11 protein-coding genes are annotated in these 18729 nt (G+C 66.9%); 1 reads left to right on the forward strand and 10 read right to left on the reverse strand.

The features are described from left to right. From VHB27_RS04825 to VHB27_RS04850, 6 genes are all read right to left on the reverse strand, one after another. On the reverse strand, positions 1 to 5724 hold a 5724-nt coding region (locus VHB27_RS04825; protein WP_325597796.1), incomplete at its 3' end, for an SDR family NAD(P)-dependent oxidoreductase. Positions 5725 to 5751: 27 nt separating this feature from the next. Next, positions 5752 to 6519: a thioesterase II family protein gene (locus VHB27_RS04830; RefSeq protein WP_325597797.1), complete on the reverse strand. Its 768-nt coding sequence runs from the start codon at positions 6517 to 6519 to the stop codon at positions 5752 to 5754. An 8-nt stretch (positions 6520 to 6527) separates the two neighbouring features. Continuing rightward, positions 6528 to 8336: an ABC transporter ATP-binding protein gene (locus VHB27_RS04835; RefSeq protein ID WP_325597798.1), complete on the reverse strand. Its 1809-nt coding sequence runs from the start codon at positions 8334 to 8336 to the stop codon at positions 6528 to 6530. 416 nt (positions 8337 to 8752) lie between these two features. Next, positions 8753 to 9871: a polysaccharide deacetylase family protein gene (locus VHB27_RS04840; RefSeq protein WP_325597799.1), complete on the reverse strand. Its 1119-nt coding sequence runs from the start codon at positions 9869 to 9871 to the stop codon at positions 8753 to 8755. 27 nt (positions 9872 to 9898) lie between these two features. Continuing rightward, a complete protein-coding gene (locus VHB27_RS04845) occupies positions 9899 to 10795 on the reverse strand; it encodes a Stf0 family sulfotransferase (RefSeq protein ID WP_325597800.1) in 897 nt (298 codons plus the stop codon). A 33-nt stretch (positions 10796 to 10828) separates the two neighbouring features. Beyond that, entirely contained in the window at positions 10829 to 11854 is a 1026-nt protein-coding gene (locus VHB27_RS04850) for a glycosyltransferase family A protein (protein WP_325597801.1), read from the reverse strand. Between the two features lie 442 nt (positions 11855 to 12296). On the opposite strand from VHB27_RS04850, the gene VHB27_RS04855 reads away from it, so the two are divergent. After that, on the forward strand, positions 12297 to 14087 hold the full coding sequence (locus VHB27_RS04855; protein WP_325597802.1) for a long-chain-acyl-CoA synthetase: 1791 nt from the start codon (positions 12297 to 12299) through the stop codon (positions 14085 to 14087). Between the two features lie 39 nt (positions 14088 to 14126). Here the strand turns inward: VHB27_RS04855 and VHB27_RS04860 are convergent, their stop codons facing one another. The 4 genes from VHB27_RS04860 to VHB27_RS04875 are packed head-to-tail and all read right to left on the reverse strand — an operon-like array spanning position 14127 to position 18683. After that, the gene (locus tag VHB27_RS04860) at positions 14127 to 14861 is read right to left on the reverse strand and encodes an SDR family NAD(P)-dependent oxidoreductase (RefSeq protein WP_325597803.1); all 735 of its coding nucleotides are present in this window, start codon (positions 14859 to 14861) and stop codon (positions 14127 to 14129) included. Next, positions 14854 to 16263: a class I adenylate-forming enzyme family protein gene (locus VHB27_RS04865; RefSeq protein WP_325597804.1), complete on the reverse strand. Its 1410-nt coding sequence runs from the start codon at positions 16261 to 16263 to the stop codon at positions 14854 to 14856. The genes VHB27_RS04860 and VHB27_RS04865 overlap by 8 nt, the downstream gene beginning before the upstream one ends. A 40-nt stretch (positions 16264 to 16303) precedes the next feature. After that, positions 16304 to 17323, reverse strand: coding sequence for a homoserine O-succinyltransferase MetA (gene metA / locus VHB27_RS04870; RefSeq protein ID WP_325597805.1), 1020 nt, complete (start codon positions 17321 to 17323; stop codon positions 16304 to 16306). Between the two features lie 46 nt (positions 17324 to 17369). Beyond that, positions 17370 to 18683 carry an O-acetylhomoserine aminocarboxypropyltransferase/cysteine synthase family protein gene (locus tag VHB27_RS04875; protein WP_325597806.1) on the reverse strand — a complete coding sequence of 438 codons (1314 nt, stop codon included), beginning with the start codon at positions 18681 to 18683 and terminating at the stop codon, positions 17370 to 17372. Positions 18684 to 18729: the final 46 nt, after the last annotated feature.

Raw genomic sequence — 18729 nt, forward strand, 5'->3', positions numbered from 1 at the left:
ATCCGCGACGCGCGCGCCGCGCCTGGCGTCGGCGGCGGCCAGGCCAATCTCCGCCCAAGGCCCCCAGGCAATGCTGGTCGCGGGCAGACCCCGCGCCCGCCGGTCGGCGGCCAGCGCGTCCAGCATGGCGTTGGCGGCGGCGTAGTTGCCCTGCCCCGGCGAACCCAGAAGCGCGGCGGCAGACGAGAACAGCACGAAAAAATCGAGGCCGGCAGTGAGGCGGTCAAGCAGCCGCGCACCCTCCACCTTGCCGCGCATCACTGTCCGGAACCGGTCCGCGGACAACTGGTCGACCAGGGCATCATCCAGCACGCCCGCCGAATGCACCACGCCCTTCAGCGGCGGCAGGTTGGCGGCGACGTCGTCCAGCACCGCGCGCAGTTGCGCCTCGTCGCCGATATCGAGGCTGCGGATCAGCACCTTGGCCGGCAGCCGATCGATGGCCGCTTGCGCCTGCGGCGACGGGGCGGACCGGCCGCACAGCACCAGGCAGCGCGCACCGGCCTCCACCAGTTCCTCCGCCGCGACCAGGCCCAGCGCGCCGAGACCGCCGGTGATCAGATAGGTGGCGTCCGGCGAGACCGGCATGCCGGCGGGGACCCGCATCCCGTCGGTCGCGATCACCACTTTGCCGACGTGGCGGGCGGCGGCCATCATCTGGAACGCCTCGGCCGCGCGCGACGCCGGGAACACGGTGACCGGCAGCTTGGCGAACACGCCGTCGCGCAACTTGTCCATGATCGTAGCCAGCATGGTCCCGACCTGCTCCGGCTGATCCTCCAGCATCGTCGCGAGGTCGATGCCGAAGATCGCACGGTTGGCGAGCAGCGCGCCGAAGCCGATGCGGCTGTTGTCCCACATGTCGCGCTTGCCGATCTCCAGGAACCGGCCATAGGGCGCCAAGGCCGCCAACCCTTCCTGGATCGCGCCGCCGGAGAGGGAGTTCAGGATGACATCCGCCCCCCGTCCCCCCGTCAGTTCCGCCACGGTCCCCGCGAACGCGCCCGCTCGGGAATCGAACACGCCGTCGATCCCCATGTCGCGCAGCATCGCGCGCTTGGCGTCGGTGCCGGCGCTGGCGATGATCCTGGCGCCGAGGGAACGGGCAACCTGGATGGCGGAAAGCCCGACGCCGCCGGTGGCGGAATGGATCAGCACGGTCTCGCCGGCCCGCACGCGTGCGGCCTCGACCAGCGCGAAATAGCTGGTCAGGTACACGCAGGGCAGCGCCGCCGCCTCGGCGATGTCCAGCCCGTCGGGGATCTTCGCGGCCAGGCAGGCGCGGGTGACGAGGTGCGAGGCAAGCGTCCCGACGTCCTGGAACGCGGGACTGAGCGCGACGACGCGATCGCCCGGCCGGAACGCGGTGACGCCGTCGCCGACGCGCAGGACCACGCCGGCACATTCGGCCCCCAGGCTGGGGATGCGTCCGGCCAACGGATCGAACAGCCCCATGGCGCGGATGATGTCGAGGAAGTTCAGGCCGGCGGCATGGACTTCGATCTCGATCTCCCCGGCGTTCGGCACGCGCCGCCGTCCCCGGCGGATGGTCAGGCTGTCCAGGACGCCCGGCACGCCGATCGCGACCTCCGCCCGTTCGTCCGCGAAAAGCGGGCGCGTGGCCGGGGACAACGCGTCCGCCGCATGCTGGTGCAGCCGCGCGGCATGGCGCCCGTCGGCGCGGAGCGCGACCCGCGGTTCCGTGCGCGCCTGCGCGATTTCGGCGACGAGGTCCGACACCGCGACATCGCGCCCCAGGTCGATCATGCGGCAATCGAGATCGGGCGATTCGTTGGCGATCACCGCGCCCAGGCCCCAGACGGACGCGGCGGGCGCCGACGCAGGCTCTTCGCCAACGGCGCAGGCGTCGCGGGTGACAAGCCAAAGCCTGGCACCGTCCCCATCCGCGAGCACGGTCGCCAGGCGTGCGATATCCGCGCCGGCCTCGGCGATTTCATCGATGGACGCGCCTTGCACCAGGTCGCAGCCACCGAAATGAACGGCGCGGCAACCGGCAAACGGCGCGTAGCGCGCACCAGGCTCGACGATATCCACCTGGTCGCCTCGGGCCCGGATCGCCGCGGCGAAAGCCGTTCCAATTCCCTGCCGGTCGGCGATGACCAGCCAGCGACCCTCGGCGGGTGAGCGTGCGGCTGCTTCCGGTCCGCGTTCCGCTCGCACCCAGTCCACACGCCAGAACGGCGCGGCGTCCGACGGGCCCTGGGCGGATCCGAAAGCCTGAAACCTCAGATCGTGGACATCCGCGAGCACCGTGCCGTCGGCCCCGTACAGCGTGACGTTCCCAAGCCCGTCCGCCGACGCCTCGGCCACGATCCAGGCCGCGGAGGTCGATTCCGCCTCGGGGAATATCCGGACCTCGCCCACGGATTGCGGCACCTGCGTCCGGTCGGGCGTGCGTTCCAGCAGCGCGACCGCCAGCGCCTGGAACCCGCTGTCCAGCAGCGCCGGGTGCAGGCCGTACGCGGTCGTGCGCAGCGCCGGGTCCAGCCGCGCGGCAGCCCGCACGCGGTCCCCCTGCACGTCCAGCCACTGCAGGTTCAGGAAGTTCGGCCCGAATTCATAGCCGAGACCCGCCAGCCGCGCGGCATGGTCCTCGGCGGAGACGGCGCCGCCCGGGGCCCCATGGCCAAACGCTTCCATTTCGGACGCTTGCAGCGGCGTCGCACGGTCGTCGGGATCGGCGGCGATGAGGGCCGAGGCGGACAAGGTCCAGCGATCGGTGTCACCGTCATGGGCGTGGAACTTGATCGACCACAGTCCCGGCCGCTCCGGCGCTGCGGACACCTGCACGGCATGATCACGCAGCGCCGACAGGACGATGGCTTCCTTGAGCTGCAGGTCCCGCACCACCACCCGGTCGTGGCCGAAGACCTGCCGCGCCGCCATGACCGCCATTTCGACATAGGCCGTCGCCGGCAGCAGCGTCGCGCCGCGCACGGCATGGTCCTTGAGCCAGGGCAGGATTTCCGTGCCGAGCCGCGTGGTCCAGATCCAGGTGCGGTCGGCGGCGCGGAAGGGTGTCGGCAGCAGCGGATGACCGCCGGCGGCGGTGGAGACCGGGACCGACCCCTCGACCTCCGGCCAATAGCGACGGCGCTGCCAGGGATGGCGGGGCAGGTCCACGAACCTTCCGGACGGATACAGACCTGCCCAGTCGACCGGCACGCCATGCGCGAACAACCGGCCGAGGGCGAACAGGATGGTGGCCTGCTCCGGTTCCTCCCGCCGCAGGGACGGCAGGGTCAGCACTTCCGTCCCGCTCTCCCGCCCGCTTTCATCGATCGCCGGCAGCAGAATCGGATGCGGGCTGGCCTCGATGAAAATGTGCCGCCCCTCGGCCATCAGCGCCTTCAGCGCGGTGTGGAACAGCACCGGCTTGCGCAGGTTGTCGACCCAGTAGCGCGCGTCGAATTCAGCCCCGTCGCTGAAGCGTCCGAGTGTGGTGGAGTAGATCGGAGTGTGGCCGGCGCGCGGGCGAAGGCCCTGCAGGCTGTCGAGCAACTCGTCGCGGATCAGGTCCATCTGCGGGCTGTGTGCGGCCACCTGCACCGCGACGGGACGGCAGAAGACGCCGGCCTCCTCCAGGCGGGAAACGATGTTGCGCAGCGCGTCGGGTTCCCCCGCCAACACCGTGGAGCGCGGGCCGTTGCTGACGGCGACCGACGCCCGGTCCTCGAACCCATGCAGTGCGGCGGCGGCGGCATCGGCGGACAGCTCCACCAGCGCCATGGTCCCTTGCCCGGTGAACCGGGTCATCAAGGCGCTGCGCCGGCAGATGATGGCGACGGCATCCTCCAGCGACAGGGCGCCGGCGACGTGCGAGGCCGCGATCTCACCCATGCTGTGGCCCACGACCACCGAAGGCCTGACGCCCCAGCTTGCCCACAGGGCGGCCAGGGCGACCTGGATCGAGAACAGGGTGGGCTGGATCAGCTCGATGCCGACCTTGTCCCAGGCCGTATCAGCGAGGAGAAGCTGACGCACCGACCAGCCGACCTCGGCCTGGACGGCGGCGTCGCAGCGGGCGATCGCAGCGCGGAACACAGGCTCCCGCGCCATCAGTTCGCGTCCCATGCCCAGCCATTGCGAACCCTGGCCGGGGAAGACCAGGACCACGCCCCCGGCCGGCGCCTCGGCGGCGACCGGCGACGCGGCAACGAGCGGGGCGCTGCCCTGCTCTGCCCAGTCGCGCAGGCGGGCGGCGAGTTGGGGCGCATCGGCGCCGACGGCGACGAGCCGATGGGGTAGCGCGGACCGGCGCCTGGCGGCGGAGAAGCCGATATCGTCGAGGTCGCCTCCGTCCGCCAGCATGGCAGCGTAGTCATGGGCCAGCGAGCGCAGCGCCTCAGGCGAATTGGCGCTCAGCGGCAAGGCCCAGGCATCGCGGCCCGCCGGGGCGGAGGGATGCGCCGCCGCAACGGGAACGGGCGGCTCCTCCGGCACGACATGCGCATTGTTTCCGGCGATACCAAAGGAGCTGACGCCGGCGCGCCGGGGCGTGTCGCCACCGGACCAGGGACGGCCGGAGGTGCTGAGCGCAATGCCCGCCGTCGGCCAGTCGATGCCGGCATTCGGCGTGGTGACGTGCAAGGTCGGCGGCAGGAACCGGTTTTCCATCGCCAGGGCGATCTTGATCACGCTCGCCATGCCGGCGGCCGCCTCGGAATGACCGATATTGCTCTTGACCGATCCGACGAGGCACGGCTCCGCGCGGTTGCGTCCGACGGTGGACGCCAGGGCGGCAAGCTCGACCTGGTCGCCGGTCGTGGTGCCGGTGCCGTGCGCCTCCACATACTGCAGGTCGGACGGCGACAACCCCGCATCCGCCAGCGCCGTCATGATGACCTGCGACTGCGCCTGCACGCTGGGCCGCGTGATGAAGCCGCTGGCCAGACCGCTGTTGGCGACGGCGGAGCCACGGATCACCGCGCGGATCCGATCGCCGTCGGCCTGGGCCTGGCTCAGGCGCTTCAGCACCAGCATCGCACCGCCTTCGCCGCGCACGTAGCCATCGGCGGTGTCGTCGCCGAACTTGCAGCGCCCGTCGGCCCCGAGGACGTTGGCACGCGCGAGGGCCTGGGTGATCTCGGGGCGGAGGATGAGGTTGACGCCGCCGACGAAGGCGACGTCGCACTGACCCGACCGCAGGGCACCCATGGCCTGGTGGATCGCGGTCAGGGAGGATGCGCAGCCGGCATTGCAGGAGATCTCGGGCCCCCGGAAGTCGAACGCGAAGGCGACCCGGCCGGACACGCCGAACAGCGAGTTGAAGACGGTGCCGCGCACATCGGCGACCGGCTGGATCTGGTCGAGCTGGTGTCCGAAATCCGACGCCCACGCGCCGACGAAGATGCCGGTCCGGGGGCCGGTGATCTTCTCGGCGGCGACGCCGGCATCTTCAAGCGCCTCCCACGCCAGTTCCAGAAGCAACCTCTGCTGCGGGTCCATCAGCTCGGCTTCGCGCGGCGATACGCGGAAGAAATCGGCGTCGAACTGGTCGATATTCTCGATGAAGCCGCCGCGCCGCGTCGGTGCGCCCAGGTCGCTGCCGGCGGCACCATAGAAGCGATCGAGTTCGGGGCTTCGCCCTGGCGTGTAATCGACGACGCCGTCGCGGCCGGAGGCCAGCAGGTCCCAGAACGCCCGAATGTCCGGGGCGCTGGCGAAACGGCATGCCATGCCGATGATGGCCGCAGGTTCCATGGTCATTCGATCCGCCATGATCTATCTCTATCGATTGGTCGAGACTGATGAAACTATTTTTGCCGCCAGGACAGGCCGCTGCTGCTGAAGATAGAAGTGCTCGCCTTCCAGCATCTGCAGGCTGCAACCGCCTGTCGTGTGCTGCCGCCAGTCTTCCAGGGCGGGACGCGGCGTCGCCTTGTCGTGCAACCCGCCGAAGACCGAGACCGGACAGTCGAGCGGCGACCGCTCCGCCACCTGATACCGCTCCAGGATGCCGAAATCGGCGCGCATGGCGGGCAGGATCGCCGCCATGAACCCTTTGTCCGCCAGGATCGCGGCGGGAATGCCGCCATAGCGACGCATGACCTCGGCCACGAAGTCCGGCTGCGGCAATGTGGAAATCGGTTCGGCGATCTGCGCCCGATTGGGAGCACGGCAGGCGGAGACGAACAGATGAACAGGCGTGCGTCCCGTCAACCGGCGCAGCCTGTGCGCCAGTTCGAATGCCAGCAGTCCGCCCATGCTGTGGCCGAACAGCGCGAACGGATGCCGGGCTTCCGGCGCAACCACGTCGAGCAGGTCGGCCAGCACGTCCTCCAACTCCGTCTGCGGCGGCTCGCGGAAACGGCTTTCGCGGCCGCGCAGTTGCAGGATCTGGACGGCAACGTGCGGCGCGAGCGCGTCCGCCCAGCCGCGGTAGGCTGAGGCACCGCCGCCCGCATGGGGAATGCAGAACAGCTTGACCGGACGCTGCGCCACGGTCCCCGCCACGCCGCTGTCGAGATAGGCCATGTCGTTGAAGTCTCTGTCCATGACGTCTTTCACGCGATCGCGGTTTGGTGCGGGTAGTGGATCGAACGGACACGGCCTTCGGCGATGTCGATGACGACATCGGCATCCGACAGCGCACTGCCGCGATGCGCCACGATCAGGATGGTTGCATCCGGAAACGCCGAGCGGACGTCCTGCAGGATCGTCGCTTCGAGCTTGGCGTCGACGGCGTTGGTCGCTTCATCGAGGATCAGCAGCCGCGGTTTCATCGCCAGCGCCCGCGCCAGCGCGATGCGCTGCCGCTGCCCGCCCGACAGACGATGCCCGCGCTCGCCGACCTTCGTCTCCAGCCCGTCCGGCAGGCTGCCGATGAAATCGGCGATGCCGGCAAGCGTCAGGGCCTCCATCGCCTCGGCGGCGGACAGGTCGGGGCGGCCCAGGCGAAGATTGTCGATCACGGTGCCGTTCATGACATCGATGTCCTGGCCGGTGATCGCCACGCCGCCCAGCCATGCCAGCCGGTCGATCGACGACAAGGGAACACCGTCGACTTCGATCGCGCCTTCGGACGGTTCCGTGAGCCGGAGCAGCAGATTCAGGATGGTCGTCTTGCCGGCGCCGCTCTGCCCCACGATCGCGGTGACGAGGCCGCGCGGAATCTCGAAGCTGAGTTGGTTCAAGGTCGGCTCGACCGAGGTAGGATGGCGATAGGACACGTTATCGAACCGGATCGAGTCCCACGGTGCCAGCGGCGTTCGTCCGGATCGGGCAGGCGGCTGCGCCGGCACCTGTTCGGTGATGACCCGCACGACGAGGCCGAGGGAACTTTCCAGCCCGTGGATCGAGGTCAGGCTGCTCTGCAGGCCCTGGATCTGTGGTTGCAGGCGAAACAGCAGCGCGACGATCGTCAGCGTCTCCGCCGATCCGTTGCCCAGGGCATGGGAAAACAGGACGACGGCGCCGATCATGCCCAGCGCGGCCAGGGTGGTGGAGGGCGTCACCACGTTCTCGACCGCCGCGAACCGCACCGCCATCCGCGCGACCGATTTCGAGGCATCGGCGAACCGGTCGAACTCCCGCCCCTCGGCCCCGAATGCCCGGATCGTGCGCAGGGCCTGGATGCCGGACAGCATGCGGCTGGCGAGGTCCTCGTTCAACGCGAGAATCCGCTGTCCGAGACGATGGAGGTAAACGCGGCTGACCTGCATGAGCAGCGCCAGGGCCAGCCCGGCGATCGCCGTCAGGCATGCGACCGGCCAGGAGATCAGCAGCAGCACGACGAAGAATATCCCGGCCCCGCAGGCGTTGATCGGCATGCGGAAAAGCTGGTCGATCAGTTCGGCGACCCGCGGCGCTTCGACCTGCAGCGTGTTCGTGATGAAGCCGAAGCTCGCCTGGGACGCGTCCTCATGCGGCGCGAACATGAAACGCTGGTAGAGGCGCAGCCGCAGCCGGTGGAACACCAGGCTTTTGAGCGACACGGCGACGACCCCGTAGGACGCCACCGCGGCGGCGCGCAGAAGGAGGGTCGCGACCACCGCGGCACAAACGAACCAGAAATGGACCTGAAACAACGAATTCAGGTCTATATCAAAATGGTCTTGTATCCAGGGGAACAGACGGCTGGCCCCGCCGCCACCGAGGGACAAATAGAGCAGCACGCTGATCAGGCTGACGGCCGCGGCTTCCAGGACCGAAGCAGCCAGGCCCAGCGCCACCATGCCGGCGAACACGGCCCGCCGGTCCGCGAGAATCGGCCAGATACGCGTCAAATCGGACATGAGCGACGAAACACCGGCCCGAGCGAGCTTGCCGTGGCCGATAACGCTCTTTGCCGAGAGGTTCCCCTTGAAGTTCAAATGAACCTCATCCTTCGTGTTGCCCCGCGCTGTATTGTTGGAGCAGAGAGCGCCGCCGTAACTGTATGCACTTTGGATCGTAACAAAGTACATCTGTATTGGCACAAAAAACTATAAACGTGTCAATTCAAAAATATTCAACCAGGAGTTGATTATCAATCCACAACTTTCGATGGCGGGTCCTTGTTCATTCAGGTCGGCGATTTTCGATTTTACCGTAATACAGTGAGAATCACTACGATCTTTTTACCACACCGCCCTTGAGCGCCACCGGAAGCAACCTCTCATTCTACAACCACAAGCGGTATTGAGGACTTTCGGCCGGGTGCTTGTCGGCTTTCGTGGCGTGGCTGGAAGTCTAATTTACTTGCTTCAGATCGCCTTATGATAAATTCCCAATTATTCCGCCTCAAGTCTCATCTTGCTGCCGCGCTCCAGGCCGACCGACGAGACCACGCTCGGCGCAGAATGGCATCCAAAGTCCGGTCCCGGCCGAACCTCTCGCCAAATACGCGCTGGACCACGAAAGATTCGTCCTCCCGCAGGCCGTCCGTGTCGAAGAACAGGCCGATCACCTCATGCCGTCGCCGCAAGTCCGCCAGCCACCTGCGGTCCAGGCCGCCGCCGAAATAAGGGAACGCGAACGGCACCGAAGACTCACCGGTCAAATCCGCGACGATGCGGCAGGATTCGACGATTTCCCGCTCCGCCTCGCGCGGCGACAGCCCACCCAGCCAGCGGTGACTGCGGCCATGCGCCCCGAGGGTGAAGCCATCGGCCTGAAGCTGGCGGATCTGTTGACTGGTGAGGTAAGGCCGAACGTCGTTGAGGTAGACTTGTGCTTCGACGCCCAGCCGAGCGGAAAGGCGACGCATGAGGTCCTGGTCTTCGGGGCCGATCGTCAGCAGCCAATGCAACAGCGGCCAGAGACGGGGGTCCGCCCGCCGATCAAGTCCTGCGATGTCGAGCGGGGTGCGCGCCGGGTCCATCCAGCCTCGCGCCGGCGGCGATGTCAGCCGCGTCTCCAGGTCAAGGTCGCGCAGGGTCGTTTCAACCTGCTCGACCGGCATCTTGCAGACAGCCTCGATGCATAGCGCCGCCTCACTCTCACGGAACAGGCTGGCATTATCGACCAGATCCGTGATGATGAAGAATATGCCGCTGACGCCATGCCGGCGCAGGATGGGGGCGATCACGCTGGCACATTCGGCGAAGCCGTCATCGAAGGTCAGGACGACCGCGTTGTCTCGGACCGGGGTTTGCGCGGCGCGGCGGGCGACAAGTTCCGGATAGGAAATGACATCGAACCGGCTGCGCAGATAAACCAGGTCGGTCTCAAACTCAGTGGGATCAAGAAACGGATAATGCTTCAGGTGTGCGACGTTGTCGTGCGACACGATATGATAACAGAAGCCCAGTTCGGTTTTCGGCCGCAGCCGGCGCCAGACGGGCGTCGGTACCGCATGAAGCACCCCCTCCCCGGCGGCGCGCAGAGTAGCCTTGGCCAGTCGCCTCATCGCGGCGGGCGCGGTCATTCCCTGGGTTCGTGGAACGGCAACGCACTACGCCTTCGCAAGGCGCAGGGGAATCGCCTGTTTGCCGTCTCGGCCCCAAGGGTCTCGGGACCTTGCGGCGGCCAGGTAGCGCCTGACCGCCTCGCCCTTGCTGGGAATGGCCGGATCACCCTCGGACGCGGACGCCGATTCGCTATAACCGCGCCGCAGCGTCGCGGGATCGATCCCGAGACGGCACGCAATCGCCTCGACGAAGGCGAACGGGTCCTGGCACAGTTTTTCATAGGAAATCGACATCGGCGTGATGCCGTGCCTGGCCATGTAGACCCTCCAGCCGCGTTCCTGTTCGGATAGGTCCAGCAGCGCGTGATCGATGGCCTCGTAATCGAAGAAGTTGGGGTTTTCCTTGGGGGCCGTCGTCACGGCATCATCGATGCCCCATTGCCCCGTCAGTTGCGCGAAGTGTTCTGACACCGCCTGCTTCAGCATGTCTTCGCGATACAGAAAAACGAACAGGCCGCCGGCAAGCAGTTCCTGCCCCACTTGATTGTCCAGGACCCGCGCGAAATCACGATAATGGATCTTCGCCGCCAGCACCCCCGCCTGGCATCGCCGGGTGGTCAGGAACTCGATGTATTGCTGAAGGAAATCCCGTTCCTGTTCACGTTCCCCCCGACGTAGCCCAAGGCGGTCCCGGCGGCCGCGGGGCGACCATTTCAGGTCCTTTGCGTTCCGAGCGAAACCCAACCGCGGCACGATCTGCTGGATCACGACCGGATTGAAGTATTCGTGGGGAACGCCAAGACCGGCGTTGATCATGTACCGGCACAGCAGGTAGCTGCCGCTTCTGGGCGTCGAACAGATGAACACCTTCTTGGGTTTACCCAGGAAGTCCGGCTGGTCCAGCAGGTCGCTGCTGATCTGCAGTTCCGTGTAGCGTGTCATGTATTTGTCCTGAAAGGCCGTGGCCGGCACGGATCAATCCCAGTCGAAAACGGAAGGTTGGGGCCGCAATTCCAGAGACTGCAAGAACTTGCGCACACGGCTTCTGGGCATGCGGCACAGCTTGGCCAGCCCCTCCGCCCTCTCGTAGCCGAAGTAACGCGACGCGATCTTGACGTATTTCGGTCCGACCGGTGCGATGTTCGGGTCCAGCGTACGAGCCATCTGGAGGTACTGACGGAACGCCGGCCGGTCTTGGGCATAGAGCAGCCGCCCCCAGATCGTGCAGTCGTCCAGAAGATCCCGACGCTCCGCCGCGGAAAGTCCGATATCGGTTATCGGCCTGCCCCCTGTCGCCTTCAGGATCAGCGAAATCCAACCCAGGGCGACCGGCGTGGAGCGATAACGCGCCTCTTCCCGGCCTATATAGATTTTCTCGCGATGCATGCGCCAGAAATAGCGCGGCTCCTTACCCGGCACGCGCGCGAAGCGGCCCGCCATGGCGAGACGGTAATTCAGCTCCTCGAACTCCCAGAAGCGGAGCGTCTCATCCAGTCCGCCGATCCGCTGCAGGACCGAACGCCGCGCCAGGCCGGCCCCGTGGAGCGGACGGTTCCCGCCCACCAGGCACATGATCGGCTGCCGTCCGTCCATATCGGGGTCGACCAGTCCCCCTTCCCAGGTGATCTTGCCATCGTCGACATAGCATCGCCGCCACGGCGAATAGACCGCCGCGACATCCGGCGCGGCGCGGACGCATTCGGCCATTTCTTCCGCGAATTTTGTCGGCGGGATCAGGTCGTCGCTGTCCATGAACTGGACCCACTCGCCACGGGCCGCCCGCAGCCCGACATTGCGGGCCGCGCTGGGCCCCCGATTCGTGCCGAGTTCGATGACCTGCCAATCGCCCTTGAAGTCGCGCGTCAACTTCTCCCGGACCACAGCCACGGTGTCATCTTGGGAGCCGTCGTCGACGGCGATGAACTCGACATGCGGATAGGTCTGGGCGATCACGGCGTCGATCGACGCACAAACCCATTTCGCCGCGTTGTATGTCGGCATGATCACAGTCAAAAGTGTCACAACTACCCCGACTTGAAGTGATGAACTTCGTGTTGATTTCGGATCACGTCCCGACTACGTCTCTCCGGTCCGACTTGCCTTCCTGATTGTCAGCGGGTGCGACGGCGCCGCCGGAACGCGGGTCGACGCGCCGCCGTGCTTTCTCCGCCACTGAACACAGGGCAATTGGCACCGTCAGTCTGCATGGAGCATCCTTGTGGGCTGCCTTTTATAATCACCGATACCGCATCATATAATGCGCAAGACCGGCAAATGATACAATTTTTTAGCCATGCTATGTAACGTTTGTCGTATTTTGCCTATCTGTGGTTGCCACGGGCATCGAGGCGCCCCAAAACTGAACCCATGTCAATTCGTTCTGGCATCCATGCTGACGAACCCTTTAGAGTGGGACGCGCCCAATATCTGAGGTCGGACAATCTTGCCCCCTCCTCCCGCCAAAGATGACAACCCGCTGAAGCCGTGGATCCGCGCGCTCGACCGCACGGCACCATTCGGGCGCGGGGAAGGCGTCACCCTGCCCGCCCATGTGGCCGGCATGGCGGAACGGTTCGGGGACCGACCGGCGCTGCTATCCGATGGGGAGCAGCTGAGCTATCGCGACCTCGCGGACAAGACCCATCGTTATGCCCGCTGGACCTTGCAGCAGCCCGTCGCCGCCGGAGAGGTCGTCTGCCTCCTGCTTCCCAACTGCCCCGACTACGTCGCCATTTGGCTTGGCATCAGCTCGGTCGGCGGCATCGTCGCACTGATCAACCCGAACCTGACCGGGGACGCGCTGCTGCATGTCATCGCGACGGCCGCGCCGAAGCAGGTCATCGTCGGCGCCGCGCTGGAAGCAGCCGTGGCCGAGATCCAAGACCGGCTGCCCGGCGCGCCGACGATCTGGACCCATGGCGCCGGCGAGCAGTGGCCCCGGATCGATGCCGCGGTCGAGACCCTTTCCGCCGAACCGCTGCGGACCGAGGAGCAGCGGCCCCCCGCGCTGAGCGACATCGCGCTCTACATCTACACGTCCGGCACGACCGGCCTGCCGAAAGCGGCCCGCGTCAGCCATCGCCGCGTCGCCGAATGGTCCTTCTGGTTCGCCGGCATGATCGATACGCAGCCGGACGACCGGATGTATAACTGCCTGCCGCTGTACCACAGCGTCGGCGGAGTGGTCGCGGTCGGGGCGATGCTCGTCTGCGGCGGGTCCGTGCTGATCCGGCCCAAATTCTCCGCGAGCCGTTTCTGGGACGAAGTCGTCGACGGCGAATGCACGCTGTTCCAGTATATCGGCGAGCTGTGCCGCTACCTGGTCAATGGGCCGCCGAACCCGCGGGAGACCCAGCACCGGCTGCGGCTGTGCTGCGGCAACGGCCTGCGCGGCGATGTGTGGGAGGCGTTCCAGCAGCGGTTCCGCATTCCCCGCATCCTGGAATTCTACGCATCCACCGAAGGCAACGTCTCGCTCTACAACTGCCAGGGGCGTCCCGGTGCGATCGGCCATGTCCCGGCGTTCCTCGCCCATCGCTTTCCGATCGCCCTGGTCCGCTGCGATCCGCTGACCGGTGAGCTGCTGCGGGGCGAGGACGGGCTGTGCATCCGCTGCGGCCGCGACGAGGTCGGGGAGGCGCTTGGGAAAGTCGGGCAGGCATCGTCGGCACATGGCAGGCCGTTCGAGGGCTATACCAGCGACGCCGCCTCCGACGCCAAGCTGGTGCGCAACGTGCTGGCCGCGGGCGACGAGTGGTTCCGCACCGGCGACCTGATGCGACGCGACGGCGCCGGATATTATTATTTTGTCGATCGGATCGGCGACACCTTCCGTTGGAAGGGCGAGAACGTCGCGACCGAGGACGTCGCCGAAACACTGCGCGCCTGCCCCGGCGTGACAGATGCCGTCGTCTATGGCGTGACCGTCCCCGGCACCGAGGGCCGCGCCGGCATGACCACCCTGACCGTGGAGCCTGGCTTCGACCTCGCCGCGTTCCACCGGCACGCCAGGGAGAGGCTGCCGGACTATGCCCGTCCCCTGTTCGTACGGATCGGCGACAGCATCACCGCGACGGGGACGTTCAAGCCGGCCAAGGCGCTGCTGGCGCGGGAGGGCTACGATCCGGACGCCATCCGGGATCCGCTTTATTTCGATGACCGAGCGGGCGGGGGGCTCGTGCCTTTGGACCAGGCGCTGTGGGAGCGGCTGCGAAGCGGGCAGGTCCGGGTCTGAAGGCCGTTCAGGCCCCTGCGCTACCGCGGTCGTGCGGCCCTAGGCCGTGTTCCCCGCGTCGACCGTCAGCGTCGTGGCGGTGATGTTGGCGGCGGCGTCGCTCATCAGGAAGCTGACCGCGCCGGCGATGTCGGTCACCCCCGGCATCCGGCGCAAGGCGCTGCGGCGGGCGATCTGCGCCTTCTGGCCGGGGTTCAGCTCCTGCGTCATCTCGGTGTCGACGAACCCCGGCGCCACGGCGTTGACCGTGATCCCCAGGGAGCCAAGCTCCCGCGCCAGCGACCGGGTGAAGCCAAGCAAGGACGATTTCGTCGCGGAATAGACGGATAACCCGGGATATCCGGTGGTCGCCACGATCGAGCTGATATTCACGATCCGCCGGCCAGCGCCCGTCATCATCCCGCGCACCACGTATTTCGTCAGCAGCATCGGGGACAGCACGTTCAGGCGCACCAGACGCTCGACCTGCGAGTCCGGCATGGTCGCCAGGATACCGCTCGTGCCGATGCCGGCATTGTTGACCAGCCCGTACGGGGCGCCGAATTCCGACTGCACGCGCTTGGCGAAACCACCCAGCGCCTCGAGCTCGCCCAGGTCGCAGGGGCGGAAATGGATGACCCCTGCCCCGGCGTCCCGAGCCTCTTTCTGGGCGGCCGCCAGTTCCGCGTTTTCCTGCCGCGCCACGGCGATCACCTGATAGCCGTCGGCCGCCAGGGCCCGCGCGATGCCCAGGCCGATCCCGCGGCTGCCGCCGGTGACGATGACGTTACGCACTCTTGCGCACCAGCTTGCCGGCGGCGTTGACGTTCAGCGACGGCACGATCCTGACCGAGGCCGGCACCTTGAACCAGGCCAGGGCCTGACGGCAGGATTCGATGATCTCGGCCTCCAGTTGCTTGGCGCCGTCGCTTTCCCGGGCATTGTCGTCGGCCGTATGGGACAGCACGACGTCGGCGACGACGATCGCGCCGATGATCGGGCTGCGCCGTGATCGGACCAGCGACATCTCGACGAACGGATGGCGGTTGACCACGGCCTCCACCTCCTCGGGATGGACCTTCAGGCCGCCGACATTGATCACGCCGTCGCGGCGCCCGACGAAGTGGTAGCGTTCGCCGCGCAGTTCGACCATGTCCTTGGTGTCGACGAAGCCGTCCGGTTCCTTGAGTGGCGGGGCCTTGTCGCCCAGGTAGCGGGTCGCGGTCCGCGGCGAGCGGATGCGCAGCGTGCCATCGACGACCCCCAACTCGACGACGCCGCGCGGCTGCCCGACCCAGGCGGCCGGGAAACCGGCCAGGCCATCCGCGACCTCGAACGCAACGCCGCCCTCGGTGGAGGCGAAAGCGTGGCAGACCCGTGCGTTCGGATAGGTCGCGCGCAGTTTCTCGATGATTGCCTGGTCGGCGACTTCCCCGGACATGCGGACGTCGCGGGGCGCGATCAGGGCGGCCGCGGGGCTGAGCATGGCACGCCGCCAATGCGTCGGCGTGCCGGAGATGAAGGTGACGCCGGCGCCCCCGGCCCGCGCGAGGAAATCGACGGGCGCCTCATGCTCGCTGGACAGCACCATCGATCCGCCGCCGATCAGGGCGCGCAGCAGGATCTGCAAGCCGCCATAGCGCCGTATGTCGTAGAACGTGCACCAGACCGACCCGGTCGCAGGCGCCGCGTCGCGCGCGATCACCCCGGTGAGCGCGGCCAGGCTGTGGATCGCCATTTTCGGCGGGCCGGTGGTGCCGGAGGTGAACAGCGCCCATTCCGTCTCCACGCGCCCATCACGCCCGAAGCCCGTGGGCGTGACGGCCGGGCCGTCCATGATGATGACCTTGACCCCGAGATCGGCCAGTTCCGGCAAGGGACGGTCGGACGCCACGACGCCGACCTCGGCGGTGTCGATGGCGAAGCGCATATGCTCCGGCGACAGGTCCGGCGTGCACAGGACGATCCGGCGCGCGATACCGTCCAGCGCCAGAAGCGCCAGGGCCGCGCCCAACTGGTTGGTGGTGCGGATCATCACATGGGCGTCGCGCACCGCAGCCAGGAACGGCTCCGAGGCCACGCCGCACGCGATCGCGTCGAACGGCAGGCGGGTCGTGTCGTCCAGAAAAAAGCGCTGATCGAGCGGTCCGGCCGCCTCGGTCAACTGCCAGAGGGTGCGCGGGTCAGGGTTCGGCATTCGTGAAGCGTTCATGGCCGTTGGGCATCGGGGCGGAACTCTATCCCTGTCCGAGCACGGGCGCGACATCGCCGGTGACCAGGGGGGCGGAGGGGCTGGCCAGGAAGGCGGGATCCGTCACGGATCGCGCGGCTTTCCGCTGCATCACCAGTCCCAGCCAGTTGGCATACAGATTCACTGCCAGCCCGTGCCAGCCATGGCCGAGATTGGCCAGGCAGGCCTCGGTCGGGAATGCCGCGGACAGGTCGGCACTGCGTTCCCGCATCGCGCGTTCCCGGAACGCGGTCAGGACGGCCGTCGCCTCGGGTCCGAAATAACCGTGCGGGATCGCTGGGTAGTCGTCGCGCTGGCAGGCCAAGTATTGGCGCACGTCCCGACGGTATTCGCGCAGCAAGGTCTGCGCGTCGTATTCCGGGTGACCCTGGCAGAACACGAACAGCGCGGTCACTTCCTTGATGAACAGATCGACGCCGCCATCGTCCGACCGTGACAGGACGCGGTAGCCGTGACGAAGCAGTTCGTCTTCGGGCAGTTCGTTGTAGCGGGAATGGGGGACCCGCCAGCGCCGCGGCATATCGGCGACGATCGGGTGCGCCGCTTCGGTCCGGGCGAAGTCGTACAGGCCGGATAGTTTCCCCGGCAACCGACGGCGTTCGATGCCGTCGAGATACAGCACCGCCGCGTGCGCGGCCAGGCAGGACCACATTGTGGGAACGGCGTGATCGACGGCGAAATCCACCAGCTCCGTCAGCTTGCGCCAGTAGGGCTCGTCCACCAGCGCCGCCGCCTGCGGGGGGGCGCCGGTGACGATCAGCGCATCCGGCACGGCGGTTTCAAGCCGTGAGGAGTCTTCATAGCGCGCTTCGCCGCACCGGCCCTGGGTCAGCGCCGGCATCACCGTATCGAGCGAATAGAAGCGCAACTCGACCGCGGCGTTCAGGCAGGCGGCCGACAGGATGGAACGGAACTGCTGTTCGGTATGCTTCCGGGCCTCGCCCGGCATGCTGTTGACCAGCCCGATGACGATCGGCGACACCGGCGCGAGGATATGCCGTTCCACCGAACTTGCAGCCCGCCTGTGTATCACTGTCAGCTTTCTCCCCCGTTCAGGATGCCGCAGCCAGCACGTCCAACCGAAGTCTCGCCGCATCCAAGGCCTGGTCCAGATCGGCGATGATGTCGTCGGCGTGTTCGATACCGATGCTCAACCGGATCATTTCCGGCGTGACACCAGCTTTGACCTGTTCCTCCCGCGTCATCTGCCGATGCGTCGTGGACGCGGGATGGCAGGCGAGCGACTTGGCGTCACCAAGGTTGACCAGGCGCTTGATGAGTTTCAGCGCGTCATAGAAACGAACTGCGCCATCATAGCCGCCCTTCGCGCCGAACGTCAGCAACGAACAGGCCTTCCCGTTCAGATATTTTCGCGCCAGCGCGTGATAGGGGTTGTCGGGAAAGCCGACATAGTTGACCCAGTCGACACGCGGATCGTTCCGCAGGAATTCCGCCACCCGCCTGGCGTTCTCGACATGCCGTTCGACCCGCAGGGCCACCGTCTCGATGCCTTGCAGCAGAAGGAAGGCGCTCAGTGGCGACAGCACGGAACCGGTGGTGCGCAGATACACGCTGCGGCACCGCGCGATATACGCGGCGTCTCCGAAATGATCGGTGTAGACGAGGCCATGATAGGATTCGTCAGGCTCATTGAACATCGGGAAACGCCGGGCATGGTTACGCCAGGGGAATTTTCCGCTGTCGACGATGATCCCGCCCATCGTGGTGCCATGGCCGCCCATGAACTTGGTCATCGAATGCACGACGATATCCGCGCCATGTTCGATCGGACGCAGCAGGATCGGCGTCGCGACGGTGTTGTCCACGATCAAGGGCACGCCATGCGCATGCGCGACGCGGGCCAGCCCTTCGATATCGCACATGTTCCCGGCCGGGTTCCCCACGGTCTCGCAGAACACGCCTCGGCTATTCTCGTCCAGCAGCGCCGCGATCGCTGCCGGCTGGTCGCTCTCCGCGAACCGGACGGTGATGCCGAGGCGGCGGAGGTAATGGGCGAACAGCGTGTGCGTGGTGCCATACAGTTGCGGCACGGAGACGATGTTCTTTCCGGGATCGAGAAGATTGGCGACGGCGTAGTGCAGCGCCGCCTGGCCCGACCCGACCGCCATCGCCTCCACGCCGCCTTCCAACTGCGCGACGCGGCGTTCCAGCACGGCACAGGTCGGATTGCTGATCCGGCTGTAGCGGAATCCCTCGGCTTCCAGATTGAACAAGGCCGCGCCGTGATCCGCACTGTCGAACGCGTACGCAACGGTCTGGTAGATCGGCACGGCGACCGAATGCGTCGTCGGGTCGTCTTCATATCCGCCATGGATGGCGATGGTTTCCTTGCGAACCTTAGACATCGCCATGCTCCTCAGCGATTATGAGCCTGCAACGCGGCGTTGACTG

This window comes from Rhodopila sp., assembly GCF_035548235.1.
In the GTDB taxonomy this organism is placed as follows: domain Bacteria; phylum Pseudomonadota; class Alphaproteobacteria; order Acetobacterales; family Acetobacteraceae; genus Rhodopila.

Bases quoted from the DNA above. Each gene is read 5' to 3' on its own strand.
- VHB27_RS04830 (WP_325597797.1), bottom strand. From the start codon at position 6,519: ATGGACAGAGACTTCAACGACATGGCCTATCTCGACAGCGGCGTGGCG.
- VHB27_RS04840 (WP_325597799.1), bottom strand. From the start codon at position 9,871: ATGACCGCGCCCGCCGCGATGAGGCGACTGGCCAAGGCTACTCTGCGC.
- VHB27_RS04845 (WP_325597800.1), bottom strand. From the start codon at position 10,795: ATGACACGCTACACGGAACTGCAGATCAGCAGCGACCTGCTGGACCAG.
- VHB27_RS04850 (WP_325597801.1), bottom strand. From the start codon at position 11,854: ATGCCGACATACAACGCGGCGAAATGGGTTTGTGCGTCGATCGACGCC.
- VHB27_RS04865 (WP_325597804.1), bottom strand. From the start codon at position 16,263: ATGCCGAACCCTGACCCGCGCACCCTCTGGCAGTTGACCGAGGCGGCC.
- VHB27_RS04875 (WP_325597806.1), bottom strand. From the start codon at position 18,683: ATGTCTAAGGTTCGCAAGGAAACCATCGCCATCCATGGCGGATATGAA.